23 protein-coding genes and 2 tRNA genes are annotated in these 24827 nt (G+C 36.0%); 16 read left to right on the plus strand and 9 right to left on the minus strand.

What is annotated here, in order from left to right; all coding sequences use genetic code 11:
* Positions 1–538 precede the first annotated feature (538 nt).
* The 4 genes from thrS (at position 539) to rplT (ending at position 3762) form a co-directional block, all read left to right on the plus strand.
* The gene (gene thrS / locus KXJ69_RS00005; RefSeq protein WP_219050224.1) at positions 539–2479 is read left to right on the plus strand and encodes a threonine--tRNA ligase; all 1941 of its coding nucleotides are present in this window, start codon (positions 539–541) and stop codon (positions 2477–2479) included.
* Positions 2480–2546: 67 nt separating this feature from the next.
* On the plus strand, positions 2547–3059 hold the full coding sequence (infC, locus tag KXJ69_RS00010; RefSeq protein WP_308701028.1) for a translation initiation factor IF-3: 513 nt from the start codon (positions 2547–2549) through the stop codon (positions 3057–3059).
* Between the two features lie 60 nt (positions 3060–3119).
* Positions 3120–3317 carry a 50S ribosomal protein L35 gene (gene rpmI, locus KXJ69_RS00015; RefSeq protein WP_219050225.1) on the plus strand — a complete coding sequence of 66 codons (198 nt, stop codon included), beginning with the start codon at positions 3120–3122 and terminating at the stop codon, positions 3315–3317.
* 100 nt (positions 3318–3417) lie between these two features.
* Entirely contained in the window at positions 3418–3762 is a 345-nt protein-coding gene (gene rplT / locus KXJ69_RS00020) for a 50S ribosomal protein L20 (protein ID WP_219050226.1), read from the plus strand.
* Positions 3763–3830: 68 nt separating this feature from the next.
* Here the strand turns inward: rplT and KXJ69_RS00025 are convergent, their stop codons facing one another.
* From KXJ69_RS00025 to tgt, 6 genes are all read right to left on the minus strand, one after another.
* Complete coding sequence (locus KXJ69_RS00025) at positions 3831–5090, minus strand: asparagine synthetase B (protein ID WP_219050227.1); 1260 nt, start codon at positions 5088–5090, stop codon at positions 3831–3833.
* A gap of 53 nt (positions 5091–5143) precedes the next feature.
* Positions 5144–6700 carry a replicative DNA helicase gene (dnaB, locus tag KXJ69_RS00030; RefSeq protein WP_219050228.1) on the minus strand — a complete coding sequence of 519 codons (1557 nt, stop codon included), beginning with the start codon at positions 6698–6700 and terminating at the stop codon, positions 5144–5146.
* A 166-nt stretch (positions 6701–6866) separates the two neighbouring features.
* Positions 6867–7820, minus strand: a complete 954-nt coding sequence (locus KXJ69_RS00035) for an acetyl-CoA carboxylase carboxyltransferase subunit alpha (protein ID WP_219050229.1) — start codon at positions 7818–7820, stop codon at positions 6867–6869.
* A gap of 54 nt (positions 7821–7874) precedes the next feature.
* The gene (locus KXJ69_RS00040) at positions 7875–8777 is read right to left on the minus strand and encodes a DMT family transporter (RefSeq protein ID WP_219050230.1); all 903 of its coding nucleotides are present in this window, start codon (positions 8775–8777) and stop codon (positions 7875–7877) included.
* Positions 8764–9846 (minus strand): LptF/LptG family permease, encoded by a 1083-nt coding sequence (locus KXJ69_RS00045; RefSeq protein WP_219050231.1) that lies wholly within the window; start codon positions 9844–9846, stop codon positions 8764–8766. Before KXJ69_RS00045 ends, KXJ69_RS00040 begins: the two co-directional genes overlap by 14 nt.
* Positions 9846–10976: a tRNA guanosine(34) transglycosylase Tgt gene (tgt, locus tag KXJ69_RS00050; RefSeq protein ID WP_219050232.1), complete on the minus strand. Its 1131-nt coding sequence runs from the start codon at positions 10974–10976 to the stop codon at positions 9846–9848. The genes KXJ69_RS00045 and tgt overlap by 1 nt, the downstream gene beginning before the upstream one ends.
* Positions 10977–11155: 179 nt before the next feature.
* Between tgt and KXJ69_RS00055 the strand changes: the two genes are divergently transcribed.
* Positions 11156–12001, plus strand: a complete 846-nt coding sequence (locus KXJ69_RS00055; RefSeq protein ID WP_219050233.1) for a transketolase — start codon at positions 11156–11158, stop codon at positions 11999–12001.
* A gap of 16 nt (positions 12002–12017) precedes the next feature.
* Positions 12018–12971 (plus strand): transketolase family protein, encoded by a 954-nt coding sequence (locus tag KXJ69_RS00060; protein ID WP_219050234.1) that lies wholly within the window; start codon positions 12018–12020, stop codon positions 12969–12971.
* A gap of 54 nt (positions 12972–13025) precedes the next feature.
* Here the strand turns inward: KXJ69_RS00060 and KXJ69_RS00065 are convergent, their stop codons facing one another.
* Positions 13026–14051, minus strand: coding sequence for an FKBP-type peptidyl-prolyl cis-trans isomerase (locus tag KXJ69_RS00065; protein WP_219050235.1), 1026 nt, complete (start codon positions 14049–14051; stop codon positions 13026–13028).
* A 78-nt stretch (positions 14052–14129) separates the two neighbouring features.
* Between KXJ69_RS00065 and KXJ69_RS00070 the strand changes: the two genes are divergently transcribed.
* The gene (locus tag KXJ69_RS00070; protein WP_219050236.1) at positions 14130–14504 is read left to right on the plus strand and encodes an RNA-binding S4 domain-containing protein; all 375 of its coding nucleotides are present in this window, start codon (positions 14130–14132) and stop codon (positions 14502–14504) included.
* Positions 14505–14521: 17 nt separating this feature from the next.
* Complete coding sequence (locus tag KXJ69_RS00075) at positions 14522–15022, plus strand: phosphoribosyltransferase family protein (protein WP_219050237.1); 501 nt, start codon at positions 14522–14524, stop codon at positions 15020–15022.
* Here the strand turns inward: KXJ69_RS00075 and KXJ69_RS00080 are convergent.
* Complete coding sequence (locus tag KXJ69_RS00080; protein ID WP_308701021.1) at positions 15014–15538, minus strand: shikimate kinase; 525 nt, start codon at positions 15536–15538, stop codon at positions 15014–15016. The genes KXJ69_RS00075 and KXJ69_RS00080 overlap by 9 nt on opposite strands.
* A gap of 250 nt (positions 15539–15788) precedes the next feature.
* Here KXJ69_RS00080 and KXJ69_RS00085 point away from each other — a divergent pair.
* From KXJ69_RS00085 to KXJ69_RS00120, 8 genes are all read left to right on the plus strand, one after another.
* Positions 15789–15861, plus strand: a tRNA-Lys gene (locus KXJ69_RS00085).
* A gap of 52 nt (positions 15862–15913) precedes the next feature.
* Positions 15914–15996, plus strand: a tRNA-Leu gene (locus KXJ69_RS00090).
* Between the two features lie 132 nt (positions 15997–16128).
* On the plus strand, positions 16129–17034 hold the full coding sequence (locus tag KXJ69_RS00095; RefSeq protein ID WP_219050238.1) for a MerR family transcriptional regulator: 906 nt from the start codon (positions 16129–16131) through the stop codon (positions 17032–17034).
* Between the two features lie 63 nt (positions 17035–17097).
* Complete coding sequence (crtID, locus tag KXJ69_RS00100; protein ID WP_219050239.1) at positions 17098–18567, plus strand: bifunctional phytoene desaturase/3,4-desaturase; 1470 nt, start codon at positions 17098–17100, stop codon at positions 18565–18567.
* Positions 18564–19406 (plus strand): phytoene/squalene synthase family protein, encoded by an 843-nt coding sequence (locus tag KXJ69_RS00105; protein WP_219050240.1) that lies wholly within the window; start codon positions 18564–18566, stop codon positions 19404–19406. Before crtID ends, KXJ69_RS00105 begins: the two co-directional genes overlap by 4 nt.
* Before the next feature lie 2 nt (positions 19407–19408).
* Positions 19409–19858 carry a sterol desaturase family protein gene (locus tag KXJ69_RS00110; protein WP_219050241.1) on the plus strand — a complete coding sequence of 150 codons (450 nt, stop codon included), beginning with the start codon at positions 19409–19411 and terminating at the stop codon, positions 19856–19858.
* Between the two features lie 3 nt (positions 19859–19861).
* Positions 19862–20554 carry a lycopene cyclase domain-containing protein gene (locus KXJ69_RS00115; RefSeq protein ID WP_219050243.1) on the plus strand — a complete coding sequence of 231 codons (693 nt, stop codon included), beginning with the start codon at positions 19862–19864 and terminating at the stop codon, positions 20552–20554.
* The gene (locus KXJ69_RS00120) at positions 20555–21016 is read left to right on the plus strand and encodes a TspO/MBR family protein (RefSeq protein ID WP_219050245.1); all 462 of its coding nucleotides are present in this window, start codon (positions 20555–20557) and stop codon (positions 21014–21016) included.
* Between the two features lie 248 nt (positions 21017–21264).
* Here the strand turns inward: KXJ69_RS00120 and KXJ69_RS00125 are convergent, their stop codons facing one another.
* On the minus strand, positions 21265–24693 hold the full coding sequence (locus tag KXJ69_RS00125; RefSeq protein WP_219050247.1) for a M36 family metallopeptidase: 3429 nt from the start codon (positions 24691–24693) through the stop codon (positions 21265–21267).
* Between the last annotated feature and the right edge of the window lie 134 nt (positions 24694–24827).

Here is a 24827-nt window from a genome sequence, read left to right on the forward strand (position 1 = left end):
ATCACAACAAAAAGCCCTCAAAAAAATCTCAGGTATTTTACTTAGTCTAGTTTAATTTTCGTCTGAAATATATATCCTAAAATATATATTCCTACGCTGTCAATTTCAATATATCAATGAACTCTTTTTATAACTTTTTCGCTACTTTGAAACTCGTGTTTTTAATTCACTCATCCGTTTTGCGGGTGCAAATGTAATACTATTTTTTTACCCTGCAATACTTTTCAAAATATTTTTTAAAAAAGAACTTTTGCTTTTTTCAGATTGAAACTTATTTCTCTTTCAAAGCGGGTGCAAATATAATTTGGTTTATTACATTCACAAACATATTTTCAATCTTTTTTAATGATTTTTTTAAACTAATTTTTAAGTGCTTGATAAGCAAGAATAACCATTTAAAAAAAGCAACAAAATTTCCTATACCTATATATATTATCAAATTGATAAAATAGATTAAACATCGTCCTTAAAAGTATTGATTGATGTATTGTAAAACGAATTAAGTAATAGTATCTTTGCCACTTAATTTTCAGAAAAAATGATTGCAATTACCTTACCTGACGGAAGTGTAAAAAAATACGAAGTTGGAAGTACTCCTATGGATGTTGCTAAAAGTATAAGTGAAGGACTTGCTCGTAATGTAATTTCTGCTTCCTTTAATGATACCACTATAGAGTCTACCACTCCATTAAATGAGGACGGAAGTTTGGTGCTTTATACTTGGAATAATGAAGAAGGAAAAAAGGCATTTTGGCATTCTACAGCGCACATATTGGCACAAGCTTTAGAGGCTTTATACCCCCATGTAAAACTATGGGTAGGCCCTGCAATTGATAAAGGGTTTTATTATGATGTTGATTTAGGGGACGACACTATTTCTGAAAAAGACTTCAAAACTATTGAAGATAAAATGCTAGAAATTGCACGCGGAAAGCACGATTTTAAAATGCGTTCTGTAAGTAAAGCAGATGCACTTTCTTATTACAAAGGCAAAAACGAATATAAAGTTGACCTTATTGAAGGTCTTGAGGATGGTGATATTACTTTTTGCGACCACGATAGCTTTACCGATTTATGCCGTGGAGGACACATCCCCAATACCGGTATTGTAAAAGCTGTTAAAATTTTAAGTGTTGCCGGAGCCTATTATAAAGGTGATGAAAACAATAAACAACTTACTCGGGTTTACGGAATAAGCTTCCCCAAGCAAAAGGATTTAACCGATTATTTAGAATTGCTTGAGGAAGCCAAGAAAAGGGATCATCGAAAACTTGGAAAAGAATTAGAACTTTTCACCTTTTCACAAAGAGTTGGACAAGGACTTCCGTTATGGTTACCTAAAGGAGCAGCTCTAAGAGAAAGATTAGAAAACTTTCTGAAAGCTGCACAAAAGAAGGCTGGATACGAAATGGTTGTTTCACCACATATTGGTCAAAAGGAACTATATGTAACCTCTGGGCATTATGCAAAATACGGAGAGGATAGTTTTAAACCTATACAAACCCCCAATGAAGGTGAAGAGTTTATGTTAAAACCCATGAACTGTCCTCATCATTGCGAAATGTATAATAGTAAACCTTGGTCATATAAAGATTTACCAAAACGTTTTGCAGAATTTGGCACTGTTTATCGGTATGAACAAAGTGGTGAGCTTCACGGCTTAACGCGTGTTCGAGGGTTTACTCAAGATGATGCACATATTTTTTGTACGCCAGACCAACTGGATAAAGAATTTAAAGACGTTATTGATTTAGTTCTTTATGTTTTTGGATCTTTAGGTTTTGAAAACTTTACCACTCAAGTTTCTATTAGGGATCCAAAAAAGCCTGAAAAGTATATTGGAAATCTTGAAAATTGGGAAAAGGCCGAAAAAGCTATCATTAATGCCGTTGAAGATAAAAAATTAGACTATATTATAGAGGAAGGTGAAGCTGCATTCTACGGTCCAAAATTGGACTTTATGGTAAAAGACGCTTTAGGAAGGAGTTGGCAACTAGGGACTATTCAAGTGGATTACAACTTGCCCGAACGTTTTGAACTTACATATAAAGGGAATGACAATGAACTTCACAGACCCGTGATGATTCATCGTGCACCCTTCGGAAGTATGGAGCGATTTATCGCTATTTTATTAGAGCATACTGGAGGAAACTTCCCGTTATGGTTGATGCCAGAACAGGTTAGCATCCTTACATTAAGCGAGAAATATGAAAAATACGGGCAAAAAGTTTTAAATTTGCTTGAAAATGACGAAATTCGCGCCCTCGTTGACAACCGCAACGAAACTATTGGCAAGAAAATTAGGGAGGCAGAAATGAATAAAATCCCTTATATGTTAATAGTTGGTGAGCAAGAAGAAAATGATGGTACGGTTTCTGTAAGAAAACACAGTGAAGGAGATTTAGGAACCATGAGTATTTCAGAATTTTCTAACATGCTTCAAGCAGAAGTAAAAAAAGATATAAAAGAATTTAAATAAAGTTTAACTAAAACCCTATAAAGCCATAGCAATACGAAGAAAAAGATCCCGAGGACCGGCAAGAGTCATTAAGGAAGACCAACATAATATCAACGAAAAAATTCGTGCCAAAGAAGTACGTCTTGTTGGAGATAATGTTGAAGTGGGCGTTTACCCCATAAAAAGAGCCTTAGAGATTGCCGAAGAATTAGAATCGGACCTAGTAGAAATATCACCTAATGCAGAACCACCTGTATGTAAAGTGATGGACTACAAAAAGTTTGTTTACGAACAAAAGAAAAGAGAAAAAGCACTTAAAGCAAAAGCTACCAAAGTAGTGGTAAAAGAAATTAGGTTTGGACCTAATACCGATGACCACGATTATGACTTCAAAAAGAAACACGGAGAAAAGTTTCTAAAAGAAGGTGCCAAGCTAAAAGCATATGTTTTTTTTAAGGGTCGTTCTATTATTTACAAGGATCAAGGGGAGATATTACTACTTCGTTTGGCACAAGATTTAGAAGAATTTGGCAAAGTGGAACAAATGCCAAAACTAGAAGGAAAGCGAATGACGATGTTCATAGCACCTAAAAAGAAATAATACTTCAGTCGTAATTACTGAAGATAACAATAAAGCGAAATAAATTAAAACGTAGGAAAAATGCCTAAACAAAAAACAAAATCTAGTGCTAAAAAGCGTTTCAAGCTTACAGGTACTGGTAAGATTAAAAGAAAGCATGCGTTTAAAAGTCACATCTTAACAAAGAAGTCGAAAAAACGTAAGCTTGCTTTAACTCATGACACTGTTGTACACAAGAGTGACGAGAGTAATGTTAAACAAATGCTTCGAATGAAGTAATTGCTTAACCGGTTAAAACAGATTAATAACCCTGGAGATAGGCCAAGTATGATTAAAGTGTTGAAATTTCAACCGCCTACTACAAAAAACAATTAAAATTATGCCAAGATCAGTAAATTCAGTTGCAAAAAGAGCCCGAAGAAAAAAGGTACTTAAGCAAGCCAAAGGTTACTTTGGAAGACGTAAAAATGTATGGACTGTTGCTAAAAACGCTGTTGAAAAAGCGATGCAATACTCTTACAGAGACCGTCGTGCCAAGAAAAGAAACTTCCGTGCCTTATGGATTACTCGTATTAATGCGGGTGCCCGTCAACACGGAATGTCTTATTCAAAATTTATGGGAGCAGTAAAAGCAAATAATATCGAATTGAACCGTAAAGTTCTTGCCGATTTAGCGATGAACCACCCAGAAGCTTTTGAAGCCATTGTAAACAAAGTAAAATAAGGCGGAAGCCTATTTAATAACAATCTTATTTCGCTAAAAAAACCCGCTCAATGAGCGGGTTTTTTATTTTATGTCTTCTGCTTTTTCTTCTTAGCCGCTGGAAACAATACGTTATTTAATATTAATCGATAGCCTGGTGAATTGGGATGTAGCGCCAATTCGGTTTTAGCATCCCCTACTCGATGCTGATAATCTTCTGGATCGTGACCCCCATAAAAAGTAAAGAAGCCTTTTCCGCGGATTCCATGAATATAACGTGCTTCGCCATTACTTTTGTTCTCACCCATGACTAACACCGTTGACTTTACTTCATTGGGGTTAAAAGCCGTTGTTTGACCCATAAATCCTTTTACTAGCGCAGTATGGTTTTGCACCAACATACAGGGAATGGGATCCCACTTTGCCGAATAATCCATTAAGGTAAAATAATCAGTATTTCTATTAACCTTTCGTGTATTGGTGACATCTATGGAAGAAAATTCGTATACATTGGGACTACGTTCTAACGTAAAGTCCTTAAAAGCAAATGTTCGGTTATAATCTATCTTACTTTGATAGCCCGACTCACTAGGGTCTCCGTCAAACATTGGTTCACAAATATCTACGCCTTCTGCTGCCAAGGCAATATCAAAACTATCGGTTGCACTGCACATGGCAAACATAAAACCACCACCAATTACATAATCTCTAATTTTTAAAGCAACGTCTCTTTTTTCTTCAGACACTTTACTATATCCTAACCTAGCTGCCAATGCTTCTGCTTCTCGCTTTTGTTCAATATACCATGGCGCTGTTCGATACGCTCGATAAAACTTTCCGTATTGCCCTGTAAAATCTTCGTGGTGCAAATGAAGCCAATCATATAATAGTAATTGATCTGTTAATACTTCTTCATCATATATTGTAGTGTAAGGAATTTCGGCATAGGTAAGAACCATGGTCACAGCATCATCCCAAGGCTGATTTCCTTTGGGCGAATACACCGCAATTTTTGGTGCTTTTTCCAACACCACCGCCTCCATATTTTGGGAAGGACTACTTATTTCTTCTAAAATCTGATTGGTTTGCGAATCGCTCATAACTTCAAAAGAGACACCTCGTATTTGGCACTCTTTCCGAATAGCTTCAGTATCGGGCAACAGAAAGGAACCGCCGCGATAGTTTAGCAACCACTTTGCTTTCATCTGTTTTTCTAGCACCCAATAGGTAATCCCATAGGCTTTTAAATGCTCGGCTTGGCCTTCGGCATCCATTGGAATAAGGATATAGGATGCAAAACCTTTAAAACTAAAAAGTAATATAAAAAGGGTAATAATAATTCGACTCATAGTGCTAAGATAACGACAAATTTTGAGCCAAATTGGGTGAAATTCTTAATTATTTAAAAAGGAATCCCATCATCTCCATCGCTTGGCGTAACATCGTCATTCATAGAACTACCAAAAGCTTCATCGGGAGAGGGTAAATTGGAAGGCTTAAAAGTATCATCATTCGCCGCATCATTCATTCGGGAGTGAATTTCGGTTGGGAAATCGAACATTTCAAGATTTTCGAAGCGACCTAAATGACCAACGAATTTCAATCGAATTTCGTCCAAGCCACCGTTACGGTGTTTGGCAACGATAAACTCGGCTTGCCCAGCAGTTGGTGTACGTTCTTCATCGTCCCATTCGTCAATTTTGTAATATTCTGGACGATAGATAAACGAAACGATATCGGCATCTTGCTCAATCGCTCCCGATTCACGAAGGTCACTTAACAAGGGACGTTTGCTTCCTCCACGTGTTTCCACAGCACGCGAAAGCTGTGATAATGCAATAACAGGAACATTTAATTCTTTTGCAAGTGCTTTTAAATTTCGGGAAATGGTCGATATTTCTTGTTCTCGATTTCCTCCTTTTTGGCTTCCACCCGCAGTCATTAACTGAAGGTAATCTACCATAATCAATTTAATACCGTGTTGTGATGCCAATCGGCGTGCTTTTGCCCGAAGATCAAAAATGGAAAGAGAGGGCGTGTCATCGATAAAAAGGGGTGCTGTTTCCAGTCCTTTTACTTTTACGTTTAACTGTTCCCACTCGTGTTTTTCAAGATTACCTGTTCTTAGTTTTTCAGAAGAAAGTCCTGTTTCAGAAGAAATTAAACGTGTGATTAACTGTACCGAAGACATTTCTAATGAGAAAAATGCCACAGGAATATTGTAATTTACTGCCATATTTCTAGCCATCGATAAAGTCAATGCCGTTTTACCCATCCCTGGACGTGCTGCAATAATCACTAAATCACTGGGCTGCCAACCTGAAGTTAATTTATCTACTTGAGTAAACCCTGAAGGAATTCCTGATAGTCCTTCTTTGTTTGCAATTTCTTCAATTCGTTTTTTGGCCTGTATTACTAAACTTTGAGCCGTTTCTGAAGAACGTTTTAAGTTTCCTTGAGTGACTTCGTATAATTTAGATTCTGCTGAATCAAGTAAATCGAATACATCGGTTCCTTCATCGTATGAGTCTTCAATAATTTCATTCGAAATTTTAATTAAACTTCGCTGAATGTATTTCTGAAGAATGATTCGAGCATGGAATTCGATATGTGCCGAAGAAGATACTTTTTGGGTTAATTGAATGAGATAAAACTCACCTCCAATGATATCAAGCTTTTTTTCCTTTTTAAGCTGTGCCGAAACCGTTAATAAGTCAACAGGTTCACTACTTTGGAAGAGTTTGTAAATCGCTTCAAAAATGTTTTGATGTGCTTCTTTGTAGAATACTTCTGGATGCAAAATATCGATTACTTCATCGACTCCTTTTTTATCAATCATCATTGCACCCAACACAACCTCCTCTAAATCAACAGCTTGTGGAGGTAATTTTCCTTTTTCCAAAGAAATTACCTGAGCCGAACGGCTGGAATATGAGGTTTGAGGTTGTACTTTTTCCATATAGCGAATGTAAAAAAATTGTTAAGTGCAACGAGCATTTTTTTGAATTAGCTGTTCACCATTGGTTAACAATTGAACTGTTAACAAGTTAAAAATATTGTTAATAACCACAAAAAAAACCGATATTGAATTATCGGTTTTTTGAAAGGTGTTGGTATTGCTGGAATTAGCTTTTATACTCACCCATTTTAGAATATTTATCCATTCGTTTTTCAACCAAATCTGTTGGGGATAAGTTCTTCAATTCGTCATATGCTTTTTCAATTGCTTTTGCAACGGCGATATAAGCTCCTTTTTTATCACTATGAGCTCCTCCCAATGGTTCCTTAATGATATGGTCGATTAATTTTAATTTTTTCATGTCGGTAGCCGTTAGTTTTAGGGCTTCCGCGGCTTGTTCTTTAAACTCCCAGCTACGCCATAAAATAGAAGAGCAGCTTTCTGGGGAGATCACAGAGTACCAAGTATTTTCCATCATAAGCACTTGATCACCTACACCAATGCCTAATGCACCACCACTAGCTCCTTCACCTATAATAACTACAATAATAGGAACTTCCAGTTTTGTCATTTCCAAAATATTACGAGCAATGGCTTCACCTTGTCCACGTTCTTCTGCTTCAAGTCCAGGATAGGCGCCAGGGGTATCAATTAAGGTAACTACAGGGATTCCAAATTTTTCGGCCGATTTCATTAAGCGTAATGCTTTGCGATATCCTTCTGGATTTGCCATCCCAAAATTACGGTATTGTCGTGTTTTGGTATTATAACCCTTTTGCTGACCAATAAACATAAAACTTTGATCCCCTAATTTGCCAAGTCCACCCACCATGGCTTTGTCATCCTTAAATCCTCTATCGCCGTGTAATTCTAAAAAAGAATCCCCACAAATGGCTTTAATATAATCCATGGTGTAGGGACGGTCTGGGTGTCTCGATAACTGTACACGTTGCCAAGGGGTTAAATTTTTATAAATCTCCTTCTTGGTTTCGACTAATTTTTTTTCAATTTGTTTACAGGTATTGGATACATCTACATCGCTTTCCTCTCCAATAAGACAAGCTTTGTCATACTGTTCCTGCAATTCTTTAATAGGCAATTCAAAATCAAGATATTCCATAATTTCTCTTGCTGAAGTTTGATTGTTGTGAACTACAAATATAAAATTTTGTACTTAGCTTAGGGGTATTTCTTTGCTTTTTCTGTAGGCTTTCATTTTTAAAATTCCGTTTAAAATTACAGTAGCCAAAATTATAAGAGCACCATAATAAAATTGTGGGCTCATATTTTCTGAATCACCTAAAATCCATAAAGCTAAAATAATTCCGTAGACCGGTTCCAAATTGATGGTAAGCATGACCGTAAATGGTGATAACCATCGCATGACATGTACCGAAGCTATAAAAGCATAGGCTGTACATACGGATGCTAATAAGAAAAGATACCACCAGTCTGAAGTAGAAACAATAAAAAAATCGGCAGTAAAACTTTCCGTAAATAGTAGGTACACAGAAATACAAAGCATCCCAAAAATTAGTTCGTACATCGATATCACAGAAGCTTCGTAACGCTTTGCATACCTCCCATTAATAACCGAGAATAAAGCACTTAAAAAGGCAGAAATTAATGCGAGGATAATACCCCAGAAGTATTCCATACTTGCCTGAAAAATAATGAAGAGTCCTATTACTGCAATTAAGCCGAAAATCACTTCATAAAAAATTATTCTTCTTTTGTAAAAAAGGGGTTCTAATAATGAAGTAAAAAAAGCCCCTGTAGACATAATGGCCAACGTAACTGAAACATTGGATACTTTAATGGCTCCAAAAAAAGTAAGCCAATGCACCGCAATGATTAATCCAGCAATAAAAAAACCAAATAATACTTTCTTTGGAAATCTAATTTTCTTTCTCGCAATGGCAATATATAAAAGGACAAAAACGCTAGCCAATCCCATGCGATACCAAACCAAAGGAATTGCATCTAGTGAAATCAATGCCCCTATAACTGCTGTAAATCCCCAGATAAAAACTATAAAATGGAGGTGTAGATAATTAAGTAATTTATCGTTTCGCATTTCGGAGAAGGTATATGGCTAAAATACCGAAAACAAAATTAGGAAACCAAGTTGCCAAAAAAGGCGAAAATGTACTTTGTTCCGCAATGGTACCAAAGATCTTATCGAAGAATACGAAAATCATTCCAATGCCTATTCCTATGGCTAAATTAATTCCCATTCCTCCTCTTCTTTTTACCGAAGAAACGGCTACTGCTATTATGGTTAAAATATAGGCAGATACGGGCAAGCTCCATCGTTTGTAACGAACCACTTCGTACCTATTTATATAGGAAGATCCTTTTGCCTTTTCTCTCGCAATAAAACTATTAAGTTCAGTAAAATTAAGCGTTTCTGCAATGTAAGCTACAGGCGTTAAATCTTCAATCTCAAAAGGAAAAATAGTATCTTTTTTTGGAGCTGAAACAATAGAATCTTCCCTTTCGCCAATAAACCGCTTGCTATAATTAAACAGGGTATACGTAGAATCTTCTTCGTTATAAACAATTCTATTGGCGGCTAATTTGTATTTCATTTTATTGCCGTCAAAATGCTCAAGAGAAAAGTCGTTTCCAGACTTTTCCTTCACATTAAAATAGCTTACATAAATATATTCGTTTTCATTAATTTGTCTATACACATTTGCCTGCTCTCGATCCTTACCTCGACTCTTATTGAGGTATCGATAACTAAACTCATTAAAACCTTTACTTGCAGTAGGAGCCAAATAATTCCCGAGGAAAAAAGCGCCAATACATACAATAGTGGCACCTATTATATAGGGTCGTAGAAAACGATAATAGGAGACTCCACTACTCAAAAAAGCAATTACTTCCGTGTTATTTGCCAATTTTGACGTAAACCAAATAATAGACAAAAACAAGAACAATGGAAATAATAAATTAGCGAAATACACCGTAAAGTCTAAATAGTAAATCGCTACCTGAATAAAAGGCACTTCGTTGGCTAGAATTTTATCAATTTTCTCGGCTAGGTTGATGGTAATTCCAATAGGAATAAAAAGCAACAAAAGGAGAATAAATGTCCCTAAGTACTTTCTTAAAATATATCGGTCGAGTATACTAAACATTACAGTCTTTTATCCATATTACGGACCATGGTGTTTTTCCAAGAGGCAAAATCTCCTGCTAATATATGCTTTCTCGCTTCACGAACCAACCAAAGGTAAAACCCTAAATTATGTATCGTAGCAATTTGTCTCCCAAGCATTTCATTCACAGTAAATAAATGCCTTAAATAGGCTTTACTATAAGCAGTATCGACCCAAGTAATTCCCATTTCATCAATTTCTGAAAAATTGTCTTCCCACTTTTTATTTTTGATATTGATGGTGCCATTGGCTGTAAACAACATTCCGTTTCTTCCATTTCGTGTAGGCATGACACAGTCGAACATATCTATACCTAACGCAATATTTTCAAGAATATTAATAGGTGTTCCTACTCCCATTAAATAGCGGGGTTTGTCTTCTGGTAAAATAGCGGTTACCACTTCTGTCATTTCGTACATTTCTTCGGCGGGTTCACCTACCGAAAGTCCGCCTATGGCATTCCCATCTGCTCCCACCGAAGCGATATATTCTGCAGATTGTTTCCGAAGATCTTTATAGGTACTCCCTTGAACAATGGGAAAGAATGTCTGATTGTACCCATATTTTACCGGAAGCTTTTCAAGGTGCGAAATACATCTGTCTAACCAACGATGCGTCATATGCATCGACCGCTTTGCGTAATTATATTCGCAAGGATAAGGAGTACACTCATCAAATGCCATGATAATATCTGCACCAATCGTTCGCTGAATTTCCATCACATTTTCCGGTGTAAAAAAATGGGTACTTCCGTCAATATGTGATTTAAATTTGACACCTTCTTCTTTTATTTTTCTATTGGCTGAAAGAGAATATACTTGGTATCCCCCACTATCGGTTAAAATATTTCGATCCCAATTCATGAACTTGTGCAGACCTCCTGCTTTTTCTAGAATTTGAGTCTGTGGGCGTAAGTATAAGTGATACGTATTTCCTAAAATAATATCAGGATTAATCTCTTCGGCCAATTCTTTTTGATGCACCCCTTTCACGGTACCCACTGTACCTACAGGCATAAAAATGGGTGTTTCCACAACCCCGTGATCCAATGTAATGGTTCCTGCTCTTGCCTTAGATTGCTCGTCTTTTCCTTCTAACTTAAATTGCATGAAATACTGTAAATTGAGTTGGCAAAGATACCCTTTTATAAATTCTGATTTGAACTTTCCTAATTCAGAAATTTAACAACTGTTAACTAAAACCTTGAAATCGTTAATAACTGCTCAATTTTTCACTTTGTCCCACTTTTTGAAAGTGGTATTTTTGAAGCAGAAAAAACAAATACTCTATGCCAGATATGCAACATCTCAACGACTTGGTAATTCAAGTACGGAGAGATATTTTAAGACAGGTGCACAAAGTGAATTCGGGCCATCCAGGCGGTTCACTGGGATGCACCGAATTTTTTGTAGCCCTATTCCAAGAATTGATGGATAGAAAGGAAGGTTTCAATATGGATGGAAAAGGAGAAGATATTTTCTTCCTTTCCAACGGCCATATCTCTCCTGTGTTCTATAGTGTTTTAGCACGTTCTGGCTACTTCCCAGTGGAAGAATTAAATACCTTTCGGTTACTAAATTCACGATTACAAGGACACCCAACTACGCATGAAGGCCTTCCAGGAATTCGAATTGCTTCTGGATCTTTAGGACAAGGAATTTCTGTAGCAATAGGTGCAGCTCATTCAAAAAAGTTGAATAACGATTCGCATCTTGTTTATACACTTTGCGGAGATGGAGAATTACAAGAGGGACAGAATTGGGAAGCGATAATGTATGCTGCCGGAAACAAAGTAGACAACCTTATTGTAACGGTAGATTATAATGGCCAACAAATTGATGGTTCTACAGACAATGTCCTTCCGTTAGGAAACTTAAAAGGAAAGTTTGAAGCTTTTGGTTGGGATGTAATGGAGATTGAACAAGGTAACAATCTGGAAGCTATTATGAACAGGATGAAAACGGCAAAATCTAAAACTGGAAATGGAAAGCCAGTGTGTGTATTGTTGCATACAGTGATGGGTCATGGTGTTGATTTTATGATGCATACCCACGATTGGCACGGAAAAGCACCTAACGACGAGCAGTTAGAAATTGCACTTTCTCAAAACCCAGTGACTCTTGGGGATTATTAATTCGGAAAAAAACACGATGAAAAAATATATAGATTCAGGTAAAAAAGATACACGTTCTGGCTTTGGTGCAGGGCTTACCGAACTCGGAAAAACCCACCCCAATGTGGTTGCTCTTTGCGCCGATTTAACAGGCTCTTTAAAAATGGATGATTTTAAAGCAAATCATCCAGAGCGATTCTTTCAAGTAGGAATTGCCGAAGCAAATATGATGGGAATTGCTGCTGGATTAACCATTGGAGGAAAAATTCCTTTTACAGGAACATTTGCTAATTTCTCAACGGGAAGAGTGTACGATCAAATTCGTCAGAGTATCGCTTACAGTCATAAAAATGTGAAAATATGTGCTTCACACGCAGGCTTGACATTAGGGGAAGATGGTGCCACCCATCAAATTTTAGAGGATATTGGCTTAATGAAAATGCTGCCAGGAATGACTGTAATTAACACCTGTGATTACAACCAGACCAAAGCCGCTACCATAGCCATTGCAGATCACCACGGACCTGTGTATTTACGATTTGGAAGACCCAAAGTTGCCAATTTCACTCCAGAAAACCAATCATTCGAAATTGGAAAAGCAGTACAACTACAAGAAGGTAATGACGTTACGATTATTGCCACAGGACATTTGGTTTGGGAAGCGTTAAAAGCTGCTGAAACATTAAATGAACAAGGAGTTTCTGCCGATGTCATTAACATCCATACCATTAAACCTTTAGATTCTCAGGCTATTCTAAAAAGCGTTAAAAAAACAGGCTGTGTTGTTACTGCAGAAGAACATAATTATTTAGGAGGCCTTGGGGAAAGTGTTGCAAGAGTCCTTGCACAAAATAACCCAACACCACAAGAAATTGTTGCTACTCAAGATACTTTTGGGGAGTCTGGTACTCCAGAACAACTTATGGAAAAATATGGATTAAATGCTGCAGCTATTACCAAAGCAGCATTGAAGGTGATGACAAGGAAGTAATATCTTTTTTTGTACCCTAATCAAAAAGTCCCGCATTTTGCGGGACTTTTTGATTTAAAGGGTGCTATCTAAGTAATCTGGCAAACCATCGCCATTAGCGTCTTTATATTCCAAAGTGGTAATGGTGGTTTCCATGGTACTTTCATTGTAGACACTATTTACTTCAAACTCATCTGCGCCTAGTTCAGGATAAGGATCTCCTTCTGCTAAAATATATTCGCGAACAGTTATTTCTTGAATGGTAGGTCTTCCGTCATTATCGTCATCCGTATCAAAATAATTGGGCAGTCCATCGTTATCTGTATCGTCATCTTCCTCAATTTTATTTCCATTTAAATCTTCATAAAATGTTGGAATACCATCACCATCTTGATCACCAACTCTGGTGGTATACAATTGAAATGTAAAGATTAATTGAGAATAAAAGGGTATTGGAGAACCGTTTGGCGGACTCACATAATATCCTAATCCTGAAGGAATAAAGACAGCACCTACACCATAATTTTCAAAACTTACCGTACCATCTGGATTAGTAATTGGGCCTGTTGGTGAGGTTTTAAACTCAATCATTCCATCTTGAAACCCATTAACAACGGCTGTTAAATCAAAACTCACAGGACTTGCTGCACTATCAAATAAACTTGAGTAAGGCGATAACGTAAATTCAGTATTTAAAAACCTACCTTCATACCTAAGGGTAACTACATCTGCAAAAGTTGGCTTTTGACCCCCGCCTTCAAGGGCATTTAAGTAGTATAACGTATAGTTAACTCCATCTGCCACACGATCTGGAACCGTTTTTGAAGATACTTGATCTATTAAAGGAATCTTATTTGCATTATCCCCAGCAATGGTATCGAACTTTATTTTGTAGTCAAAATTGGCTGGAGGATTGGCAAATTCTTCGTAATTATAAAAGTGTGTTTGCAAGTACTCTTCTATAATAGCAACAGAAACAGGGGCCTCTTCTCCTCTATCTCTTGCAGGAACAAAAGTGACACCGTCGTCCTTCTTGTTACAAGAAAAAACAGTGAACAGTAGTACCGCTATTATGGAAAGTAAAAAAACAGATTTCTTCATCTTCAATTTTTTGATGGCGCAAGATACAATTTTCAACTATTTTTGTAATGGCTTTAACGTAGATTTAAACGCTTTTATATGCGAATAGATAAATATTTATGGTGTACACGATATTTTAAAACCCGAAATATCGCTACACAGGTATGTAAAAAGGGAGCCATTAAAGTAAATAACGAGCCTGTTAAACCCTCCCGAGAGGTATATCCTGGGGATACTATTACAGTGAGAAAAGATCAAATTCATTATACACTTGAGGTAATAGATATTCCCGAAAACCGTGTTGGTGCTAAGTTGGTAAACCTATATAGAGTTGACACAACCCCACCTGAAGCGTTTAAAAATCAAGAACTATTAAAATACTCAAAAGAGTATTATCGCAAAAAAGGAGTGGGAAGACCTACCAAAAAAGATCGAAGAGACCTAGAGGATTTTACAGACACAACCGAAGACTAATTTATTATCTTTGCCGTATGCAAACAACCACAGTAATATTAAATCATCGCGAGATTGTCCATAAAATTAGAAGAATGGCCTATCAGGTTTATGAAACTAATGTTAATGAAACCGAGGTTGTAATTGCTGGGATACACGAGAATGGTTTTATTCTCGCCAAAAAGCTAAAATCCCAAGTTGAAAAAATAGCACCTTTTAAAGTGATTTTATGTGAAGTCACTATGGATAAAAAAAATCCTATTAACACTGTGAAAACTTCATTAAAATTATCTGAGATTGAAAATAAGTCGGTAGTATTGGTGGACGATGTGCTTAACTCAGGTACTACTTTAATTTATGGAGTAAAACATTTTTTGGACATACCCTTAAAACAATTTAAAACGGCAGTTCTAGCAGACAGAAATCACAAAAAATATCCTGTAAAAGCAGATTTCAAAGGGATTTCACTTTCTACATCCATAAATGAAAATGTGGTTGTCGATTTTGCAAAGAACAACTACAGTATTTCTTTAAAATAGCTGAAAGAGAATTTTCTCTACAATTTCTTTTTCTGAAAGACCATCACATGCAACAGTAATGTTTGCTTGATTGTAGTAATAACTCCTTTCAAAAAGATGCTTTCTTATAAAATCGTTTAATACCTCCTTTGATTTTATATGAGAAATAAGAGGTCTACTTTCTTTCTCTTTCCACAGGCGTTCTGTAAGCGTATCTACAGAACATTTTAGATATATAGTTAATACATTATTACTACCCAATAAGTCCTTCATAACAGAGCCATAACAAGGTGTTCCCCCTCCAGTAGCTAGAATTAAATTTGAATTTTCTGAAAGTATTTTCTGAAGTAGTATTGCCTCCCTTTTTCGGAAATAAATTTCGCCTTTGGTTTCAAAAAGTTGACTAATAGAACTTTTTTCAGAAGTTTCAATATAAGTATCTAAATCTTGAAAGGGAATATCCAATACTTGTGAAAGATGTTTCCCTAGTAAAGATTTTCCCGATCCCATATAACCAATTAAAACCAATTTCATCATTATATACTAGTTGCTATATCTGAAGATGCAATGCCCAAGCTAGTCATCTTCGAAGTGTTTATTAAATATTTAATGGGCATTTTTGATTAACAAATATCGTAATATCTCTAATGAAAATGGTTAATTTAAAAGATTAATAAATTTCTATTAATTTTACTTTGCTTAATAAACATAATGATATTATATTTGCACCCGCAAACAGAGAAATTTTTTGTTTGGAAGCGGGTGACAAGCCCGCTAAATTTTTAATGACCTGGTAGCTCAGTTGGTAGAGCACCTCCCTTTTAAGGAGGTGGTCCTGGGTTCGAGCCCCAGCCAGGTCACAAAGAAAAAGTCGGAACTTAGGGTTCGACTTTTTAGTTTACTGCAATACCTACCGAGGTGCTGGAACTGGTAGACAGGCATGGTTGAGGGCCATGTGTCCTAAGGACGTGTGGGTTCGATTCCCATTCTCGGTACAAAAAACGCTGAATCCCCGGCGTTTTTTTTATTCCAAATCCATTCCTTGTTTGTTTAATAATTCAATAATAATAATAAACAATATTTCATTTTGAGTAACAATTTTTAGTACCTTCGCTTAAATTGTTAGTATGTTTGTTAAGACACAATTCAGCATAAAAGACCTCGAAAACCTAAGTGGAGTAAAGGCTCACACCATTCGTATTTGGGAAAAAAGATACAATCTTCTAGAGCCAGATCGTACTCAAACCAATATTCGATTTTACGATTTAGAAAACCTAAAGCGTTTACTAAATGTTTCCTTTTTGTACAATGAAGGCTACAAAATTTCGAAGATTGCAAATCTCGACGAAAAAGAAATTACGCAAATAATTCAGGAAAAAGAGGGAGAAAATAAGGAAGGATATGCCTTACAAGCCTTTAAAACAGCCATGTTTGACTTTGATTATCACTCCTTTGCTAAAGCGTATAATAAAGTGGCTGAAACGAAATCTTTTAACCAAATATTCTTCGATATCTTTATTCCCTTACTCACCGATATTGGTAATTTATGGTCTACAGGAAGTATCGACCCAGCACACGAACGATTTATTTCTGAAATCATTAGGCAAAAAATCATGGTTGAAAACCATAAACTGCTTGAAAATCTAAAAGAAAAAAAAGCACCGCAATTTGCTTTATACCTACCCCACGAAGAAATTCATGAAATTGGACTTCTTTTTGCCAATTACAAATTACTTTCAGAAGGTTTTACAACTATCTACTTAGGTAATAATATTCCGTTGGAAAGTTTAAAACACCTACTTAAACACTATAACTCCCTTACGTTTTTATCTTACTTTACCGTAAAACCAGATCACGAAAGTGTTTATGAATACATCGACCGGTTTGAGAATGAAATTAGCTCTAAAAGCAATATGCAATTATGGTTAATGGGACTTAAAGTAAAAGATATTGATGATAAGAAATTACCTAAAAATGTAACTGTTATAAACAGTTTAAAAAGTTTGGAAGAAAAGATAACTTCATTAAAATAATCTTAAATTTTTAAACAAGTTCATATTTTTGTTTAAATATTTTGTATTTTTGTTAAACAAATTATGAATAAAACAATCGCAATCGTTGGTTCTGGGTTCTCATCTCTTGCCGCAGCTTCGTATTTAGCTAAAGAAGGTAACTTGGTTACTGTGTACGAAAAAAACAGTACCTACGGGGGAAGAGCTCGACAGTTAAAAATGGAAGGGTTTACTTTCGATATGGGCCCTACTTGGTATTGGATGCCAGATGTTTTTGAACGTTTCTTTCAAGATTTTGGAAAAGATTCTTCACAATATTTCCAACTCATAAAGTTGAATCCAGCCTACCAAGTATATTTTGGGGAGAACGATTCCATAACCATAGGCGATACCCTGGAAAAAATTACGGAAGCATTTGAAAAAGAAGAACCTGGAAGCTCTATTAAACTTCAAAAATTTATAAATGAAGCGCAGGATAATTACAACATTGCTATTAAAGATTTAGTCTATCGACCAGGTCTTTCTCCTCTCGAATTGGTGACTCCCGTAACCATGAAAAAAATTGGTCAGTTTTTTAGTACCATTAGTAAAGAGGTTCGAAAAGAGTTCACCAATCCAAAGCTCATTTCAATTTTAGAGTTTCCCGTTTTATTCCTTGGTGCTAAACCTTCAAATACTCCTGCTTTTTATAGCTTTATGAATTACGCCGATTTTGGTTTGGGTACCTTTCATCCCAAAAACGGAATGTACAGTGTCATTGAAGGAATGATAGCGCTCGCAGAGTCGTTAGGCGTTCAGTTTAAAGCAAATATGAATGTTGAAAAGATAAACGTTGTAAATGGAAGGGCAACATCATTAACCATCAATTCACAAGAAATAAAAGCCGATATCATTTTAAGTGGTGCGGATTATCATCATACGGAAACTCTTCTAGACAAATCATATAGGCAATATTCCGAAAAATATTGGGAGAAAAAAGTGTTTGCACCTTCTTCCCTCCTTTTTTATGTAGGTTTTAGTAAAAAATTGAAAAACGTATCCCACCACACGCTATTTTTTGATGTTCCGTTTGAAGCACACGCTAAAGCTATTTATGATACCCCACAATGGCCAGAAGAACCATTATTTTATGCAAGCTTCCCTTCCATTACAGATAAGGATGCTGCACCAGAAGGTAAGGAAGCTGGCATCTTTTTAATTCCGCTTGCGCCAGGGCTTACAGATATTGAGGAAGTTAGAGAGGAATATTTTGAGTTAATTATTAATCGATTCGAAAAAATCACAAACCAAGACGTTAAAAAATACGTTATATTTAAGGAAGCTTTTTGTATTAACGATTTTATTAAAGACTACAATTCTTACAAAGGAAATGCCTACGGATTAGCTAATACATTGTTGCAAACTGCTTTTTTAAGACCGAAATTAAAAAGCAAAAAAGCAAAAGGATTGTATTTTACTGGACAACTAACGGTGCCAGGACCCGGAGTACCACCGTCGCTAATTTCAGGAAAAATAGTTTCAAATCTTATTCAAAAAGAAATTACAACCACATGAAAGCATTATTCGACACTGTCTCTGAAACCTGCAGCAAAAAGGTAACTAATACCTATAGCACTTCCTTTTCTATGGCAACCAAAATGCTAGCACCATCCATAAGACAAGATATTTACAATATTTATGGCTTTGTGAGATTTGCAGATGAGATTGTAGATTCGTTTCACGAATATGATAAAAAAACATTGTTTGATAGATTTGAAGTAGATCTCGATAATGCCCTTAAAGATAAAATAAGCCTCAACCCTATTCTCAACTCTTTTCAGCATACCGTTCATAAATATAACATTGAACGAGATTTAATAGATTCCTTTATGTTGAGCATGCGTTTAGATCTTTCAAAAAATATATATAAAACCGATGAGGAGTTTAAACAATACATTTATGGCTCTGCAGATGTTGTGGGCCTCATGTGTTTAAAAGTGTTTGTAAAAGGTGATGTTCAAAAATTTGAGGAACTAAAAGAAGCAGCCATGAGTTTAGGGTCTGCTTTTCAGAAAGTAAATTTCCTAAGAGATTTAAAGGCTGATTTCGAAGGTTTAAATAGAACATATTTCCCAAATACCAACCTCAACGAACTCGATGAAATTTCAAAAAACCAAATTATAAATGAAATTGAAAGCGATTTTAAGCGAGGTTATGAAGGCATTTTAAAACTACCCACCGAAGCTAAATTTGGTGTGTTTATGGCGTATCGTTATTATAAAAGGCTATTGAAAAAACTTCATAAAACCCCTGCCATAGAAATAAAAAATGCGAGAATTCGTGTTCCTAATTATGAAAAATTTGGGCTATTGACGCGTGGCTATGTAAAATATCATTTAAATTTGGTGAAGTAATTATGACCATAGTAAACTGGATATTAATCTTTCTTGGAACCTTTTGCGGTATGGAGTTTATGGCTTGGTTTACCCATAAATATGTGATGCATGGTTTTTTATGGAACTTACATAGAGATCACCATAAAAAAGATCACAAAAGTTGGTGGGAACGAAATGATGCCTTTTTCCTTTTTTACGCTGCAGTGAGTATCTTTTGTTTTGTCCGTTGGCAATACTATGGGTTTTTGGCTGGGCTACCTATTGGAATAGGTATTTTCTCTTATGGTGTTACCTATTTTTTCGTGCATGACATTTTTATTCACCAACGATTTAAAATGTTTAGAAATGCCAATAATTGGTATGCTCGAGGGATACGACGGGCTCATAAAATGCATCATAAACACCTTGGCAAAGATGAAGGTGAATGTTTTGGCATGTTATTCCCTCCTTTAAAATATTTCAAAAACTAAAGAATGAAATACCTATACCTTTGGCTCAATATAGGTTCTTTTATAATTCCCTTCCTTTTTAGTTTTCATCCAAAACTCCAGTTTTACAAAAAGTGGCGTTCCTTTTTTTTGGGTGTGTTGGTCATGATGGCCGTTTTTATTCCGTGGGATATTGCCTTTACACAAAACGGTTTTTGGGGATTTAATGAAGCATACACCACAGGGATTTATCTTTTCAATTTACCCATAGAAGAATGGTTATTCTTTATTTGCATTCCGTACGCTTGTATTTTTACACATTATGCTTTGCTCACGTTATTTCCAAAATTTTCTCTGTCAGAAAAAATAACCCAAATAAGTTATCTTGTATTAATTTCTGCGCTCATAGTGGTGCTTTGGTATCATTATAACAAATGGTATACATTAGTTTGTTTTGTTTATGCATTATTGGTTTTGGGCATCACATATAATTATAAAAAAGCAGTATTACCTTATTTTTTTGCCACCTATTTAATTATTCTAATTCCCTTTTTTATTGTTAATGGAATTCTAACAGGGAGCTTTATTGAAGAACAAGTGGTCTGGTATGCTAATTCTGAAAATCTTGGTGTTCGTTTATTTACAATCCCAATTGAAGACACTATTTACAACCTTGGAATGCTATTAACAGTATTAATAGTTACTGAAGCTTTTTCGTCAAATCAAAAACCAATATAAATGTTAAAGAGAATTATTTTGTTTCTTGTTATAACTTTTGGGGGATTAGCATTGGGGAGTCTATTTACTACAGAAGGAGCATCTTCAACATGGTATGAAGCATTACCAAAAGCTCCGTGGACTCCGCCAGGTTGGGTGTTTGGTGTAGCGTGGACTTTCATCATGGTTTGTTTTTCACTCTATATGGCACTATTATCGGAGAAAGTGAAGAATAAAAAACAACTCATCATTTTATTTACAATTCAATGGATTTTAAATGTTTCTTGGAATCCAGTCTTTTTTTATTTTCATAAGATAGCTATGGGCTTACTTGTAATAACAGCCTTATTGGTTATTATTCATGTTTTTCTTTTTAGATATTATAAAATTTTAGCCTGGAGAAGCTTACTCATTTTACCTTATGCCATTTGGCTTTGGATAGCCACATCATTAAATGCATATATCTATTGGTTTCATCCTTAAATGAAAAAACCGCCTTAGGTTAAAGCGGTTTTTTCATAGCAAATGTTTCTTTTTAGAGGAGGCGTAGGGCTCTTACTTTATGTTTCATTTACATTGGATATTAATTCAAATACAAAAAGTTTGCCAAAAACTTAATTTACTTATTGTAATTAATGCATTTATCTATAAAACCAGTAAAAACAAATTTACCCTACCAAAAAAAAGAGCCTTGTAAATTACAAGGCTCTTTTAATTAAATTAATCTTTATTTATTTCTTGATTATTCTTTTTACTACTGAGGATGTTTCTCCTTCAATAGAAATAAAATACAATCCTGTTGCATAACTTTCTAAAGAGAATGAAATAGTATCATTCATCCCTTGTAAATTAATTGTATTTATAATTCTTCCATTGACATCCGTTATGACTACTTTCTTAAGTTGCTCATTACTAGAATTAACTAATTGAACTTCTCCAGAAGATGGATTAGGAATTAATACAATCTCATTTTCAAAGGAATTTGTTTCAGTTCCTAAGATTTCTTCAACGGTTACATCAAAGGTACAGCTAGATGTATTTCCATATTCATCTTCGGCAGTCATCGTAATGGTATGAACTCCAACGGCAACATCAGTTCCTGCAACAGGAGACTGGGTTAAAATTGGATCTGTAGTACAATTATCCACTACAGTAGTAGAGGAAGCATAATCTGGTAGTGTATATTGCTCCCCTTCATTTACTTGCACGGTTTCGTCTGCAGGACACGTAATATCTGGAGCAATGGCATCAATAGTCACTTCCTCTTCGGTTCTAGCACCTAGACATCCATCAACTCCTAAATTAATATCATCATTGGCAACTCCATAATCTGAAGACGAACAAACGTTTGCCCAATTAGAAGCATTATCATCATCCCCATTTCTTCTATAGGATCCTGTACAACCTTGAGTAAAGCTTGCTCCATCTCCAGTCCAATCCAAATTGGCAGCTGTAATATTAAATCCATTAATAGTAACATTTAGACCTGCAATTGCAGCAGCAGAATGTTGCCAAAATACTGAATCAACGACATTACCTTGATCGTCTATGATAATAATCCATCCAGGATTGTTATCGTTCCAGAAGATATTATTACCCCAATATCCAGAACCTCCACTATCATTCCAATTCATCACAGAATCGGCACCCATATTCCCTAGGGGTTGAACAATTGGATTAGCGATATTAATATTATTATAATCGTCACTTACAGCTACTACATATCCCGTATAATCAGCTGCAAGACCTACATTCTGAATTTCTAATTGATCTGGAGTCTGTAAGGTAACTTCTGAAATCACTAATTGTGATAAAGGAACATCTGGTGTTTCTTGTGCAAAAACGCTTGTATTTCCAATAGGTGTAAAAGTATAGTCATTTCCTTGGAATAGTAATGTACCACCTGTTGCAGCATCATACCACCGAATCACATTATTAGGATCTAAAGGAATGGCCGAAACAGTTACATCATCCCCCAAACAAAAATCACTTCCTCCACTGGTTGGTGGACCAGGTGGCAAGGCCAAAACTTCTATATCATCAGTATCAGAAGAGGCTACAGAACAGTTTCCAGCAGGAACTTCATAGGTGATTGTGTGAACACCTACACCTGCTACCACAGGGTCAAAAGAGAAAGTAATTCCATTCCCATCATCTGTAACACCGGGACCGCTATACACACCTCCTAATGGCGTTCCTCCTCCTAAGCCTGTTAGCTCATCGGCACCTTCACAAACATCTTCTGGAGCCGTAAATGACGCTAATTGACTTGGAGTATCGAATGCTTCAGTACCATCACTTCGGCTTCCGGAAGAGCCTTGATCGGCACTTACTCCTAATCCTCTTTTTGCAAAAGCATCCCATAAAATACATTCATTTATTCCACCATATAAGGCAACATCTGCAGCAAAAATTGCATCTCTACCATCCACAAATCCTGGGCTACAAGGCTGAAGTTTCATTCCTTCAGTAACTAATGCCATAGCCATAACATTTCCAGCATCTAAATTAGGGTCTCCTGTAAAGTTAAAAATATCTGCATCCCATCCATGTTCATCGATAAGTGCCCAGGTCATTTCCCAAATGGTCGTTGCCCAAACAGAACCCACACCATGTGGTACTGCCGCAGTTTTAATATCATCATATGTTTGTGGGTTTACAGCTACATCTGTACTATACGGGAAAGGTCTAATTCCCGCACCACCTGGACCTTGTCCAAATAAATACGTTCCAACTCCTCTTGGATCTGTTCCCATATCCCCAGGCTCAATAGTCATAACCGCTCCATACCAATCACTCCAACCTTCACCCATTTGTTCTTGGTTACTTAAACAACCTGTATTATTAGGACCTCCTGTGAGTCTATTGGAAATTCCGTGACCGTATTCGTGAAAGATTACTAAATTATCAAAATCACCATCCTTGTTGCCACATACGTACATCTGCATGGTAGGATTACTTCCGTCAGGCGGTGTTCCAAAGTTTGCATTACAAGTACCTGAACCATCTTGTGCTTCAGAATTTACAGAATCACTTCCTGCACCACCATTTCCGTAGTTATTTTCTTGGAAATTCCCAGAAGCTTCATCAAATCCATAAATGTACATCACATCGTGAATGATGTTATTCCAATAAAAAAGATTGGTAATTGCTGCCGATTCATACTGTGTACCAGCCGTATAATTTTGATCAAATGGATATCCCGTAAAATCTAAAGTAGCTCCACCATCTGGTTGAAATCCAGGATTATCTCCATCCTCATAGGAGTTTGTATTATTCCCTCTGGTTACCGTAAACTCAGCACCAGCTATACCATCAGTATCATGCCACCCAAAAGGAGAGGCCGTAGGGTTTGCTGGTAAGGTTTCAATAGTTCTTGCTCCATAGTAAGGACTTTCAATAGGTGGTGCAAAAACTTCATAACTATTTGGAATAACAGCAATACTTTCATTGTTTCTTTCTTCAATTAGCTCACAATAATTAGGTATATCATAAAGATTTTTATTGTAATCTAATGTTTCATGAATACTATGATCGTGTTCAAAATTACAACTAGACATCCAGTTTACCTGATCTAAAACGGTTCCAAAATTTGCATCTACACGAACACTCCACCAGTTTTGCTGTGCTTTTTCTTCAATAGAAAGATCCCAGGCTAATGCTAGTTTATTGTCTTGTGTAATCTGGTAAACTAATTTTGCAGGAATATCACTTAAAGAAATACCTCCTCGGCTTAGTAATGTTTCCTTATTTACAGAGCCTTTTTGCTGAAGCACATTTAGTCCTTCTGAAATAGAATACCCAAAGTAATTGGCTGCTGCCTGAACGGCTTGCACCGCATTAATAGAAACCGTGGTTCTTCCTGTAGCTTTCTGTGCAACATCTTTTACAAAATGATTATTCGATTTTAACACCTGTCCGTTAGGAAAAATATGAATACTAGACTGGGTTCCGTTAATTTCAATTCCGTTGAGTGTTTGCGTGTAATACACATGTAAAACACCGCTGGTACGACTCGTGTGTTGACTCGTAATTACCCAGTTAAAATCTTGCTGAGTAATCTTATTATTTTCTAGTAGTTGGTCAAGTTCTTGGTCAATGCTTTGTTTAACGTTTTGCGAATTTACCGAGGTTACCAAAATCAAGGTAAATGCAAACATTAGCATAATAGTTTTTCTCATAATAATTCTAAGATTTAGTTAGTTTAAGGTGAGGATGTTGTAAATCTATTAAAAAAGGAAATAGCTCACAACAATTTTATAGGAATGAATGCTTTTTTAACATACGACATATT

Source organism: Halomarinibacterium sedimenti (assembly GCF_019312585.1).
GTDB classification, from domain to species: domain Bacteria; phylum Bacteroidota; class Bacteroidia; order Flavobacteriales; family Flavobacteriaceae; genus Halomarinibacterium; species Halomarinibacterium sedimenti.

What these genes read in the sequence shown, in the direction of transcription:
- KXJ69_RS00120 (WP_219050245.1), top strand. Translation starts at nt 20,555, where the DNA reads ATGTTAAAGAGAATTATTTTGTTTCTTGTTATAACTTTTGGGGGATTA.
- KXJ69_RS00125 (WP_219050247.1), bottom strand. Translation starts at nt 24,693, where the DNA reads ATGTTTGCATTTACCTTGATTTTGGTAACCTCGGTAAATTCGCAAAAC.
- tgt (WP_219050232.1), bottom strand. Translation starts at nt 10,976, where the DNA reads ATGCAATTTAAGTTAGAAGGAAAAGACGAGCAATCTAAGGCAAGAGCA.
- dnaB (WP_219050228.1), bottom strand. Translation starts at nt 6,700, where the DNA reads ATGGAAAAAGTACAACCTCAAACCTCATATTCCAGCCGTTCGGCTCAG.
- KXJ69_RS00055 (WP_219050233.1), top strand. Translation starts at nt 11,156, where the DNA reads ATGCCAGATATGCAACATCTCAACGACTTGGTAATTCAAGTACGGAGA.
- thrS (WP_219050224.1), top strand. Translation starts at nt 539, where the DNA reads ATGATTGCAATTACCTTACCTGACGGAAGTGTAAAAAAATACGAAGTT.
- KXJ69_RS00080 (WP_308701021.1), bottom strand. Translation starts at nt 15,538, where the DNA reads ATGATGAAATTGGTTTTAATTGGTTATATGGGATCGGGAAAATCTTTA.
- rpmI (WP_219050225.1), top strand. Translation starts at nt 3,120, where the DNA reads ATGCCTAAACAAAAAACAAAATCTAGTGCTAAAAAGCGTTTCAAGCTT.
- KXJ69_RS00065 (WP_219050235.1), bottom strand. Translation starts at nt 14,051, where the DNA reads ATGAAGAAATCTGTTTTTTTACTTTCCATAATAGCGGTACTACTGTTC.
- KXJ69_RS00035 (WP_219050229.1), bottom strand. Translation starts at nt 7,820, where the DNA reads ATGGAATATCTTGATTTTGAATTGCCTATTAAAGAATTGCAGGAACAG.
- KXJ69_RS00105 (WP_219050240.1), top strand. Translation starts at nt 18,564, where the DNA reads ATGAAAGCATTATTCGACACTGTCTCTGAAACCTGCAGCAAAAAGGTA.
- KXJ69_RS00110 (WP_219050241.1), top strand. Translation starts at nt 19,409, where the DNA reads ATGACCATAGTAAACTGGATATTAATCTTTCTTGGAACCTTTTGCGGT.
- KXJ69_RS00095 (WP_219050238.1), top strand. Translation starts at nt 16,129, where the DNA reads ATGTTTGTTAAGACACAATTCAGCATAAAAGACCTCGAAAACCTAAGT.
- rplT (WP_219050226.1), top strand. Translation starts at nt 3,418, where the DNA reads ATGCCAAGATCAGTAAATTCAGTTGCAAAAAGAGCCCGAAGAAAAAAG.
- crtID (WP_219050239.1), top strand. Translation starts at nt 17,098, where the DNA reads ATGAATAAAACAATCGCAATCGTTGGTTCTGGGTTCTCATCTCTTGCC.
- KXJ69_RS00025 (WP_219050227.1), bottom strand. Translation starts at nt 5,090, where the DNA reads ATGAGTCGAATTATTATTACCCTTTTTATATTACTTTTTAGTTTTAAA.
- KXJ69_RS00045 (WP_219050231.1), bottom strand. Translation starts at nt 9,846, where the DNA reads ATGTTTAGTATACTCGACCGATATATTTTAAGAAAGTACTTAGGGACA.
- KXJ69_RS00075 (WP_219050237.1), top strand. Translation starts at nt 14,522, where the DNA reads ATGCAAACAACCACAGTAATATTAAATCATCGCGAGATTGTCCATAAA.
- KXJ69_RS00060 (WP_219050234.1), top strand. Translation starts at nt 12,018, where the DNA reads ATGAAAAAATATATAGATTCAGGTAAAAAAGATACACGTTCTGGCTTT.
- KXJ69_RS00040 (WP_219050230.1), bottom strand. Translation starts at nt 8,777, where the DNA reads ATGCGAAACGATAAATTACTTAATTATCTACACCTCCATTTTATAGTT.
- KXJ69_RS00115 (WP_219050243.1), top strand. Translation starts at nt 19,862, where the DNA reads ATGAAATACCTATACCTTTGGCTCAATATAGGTTCTTTTATAATTCCC.
- KXJ69_RS00070 (WP_219050236.1), top strand. Translation starts at nt 14,130, where the DNA reads ATGCGAATAGATAAATATTTATGGTGTACACGATATTTTAAAACCCGA.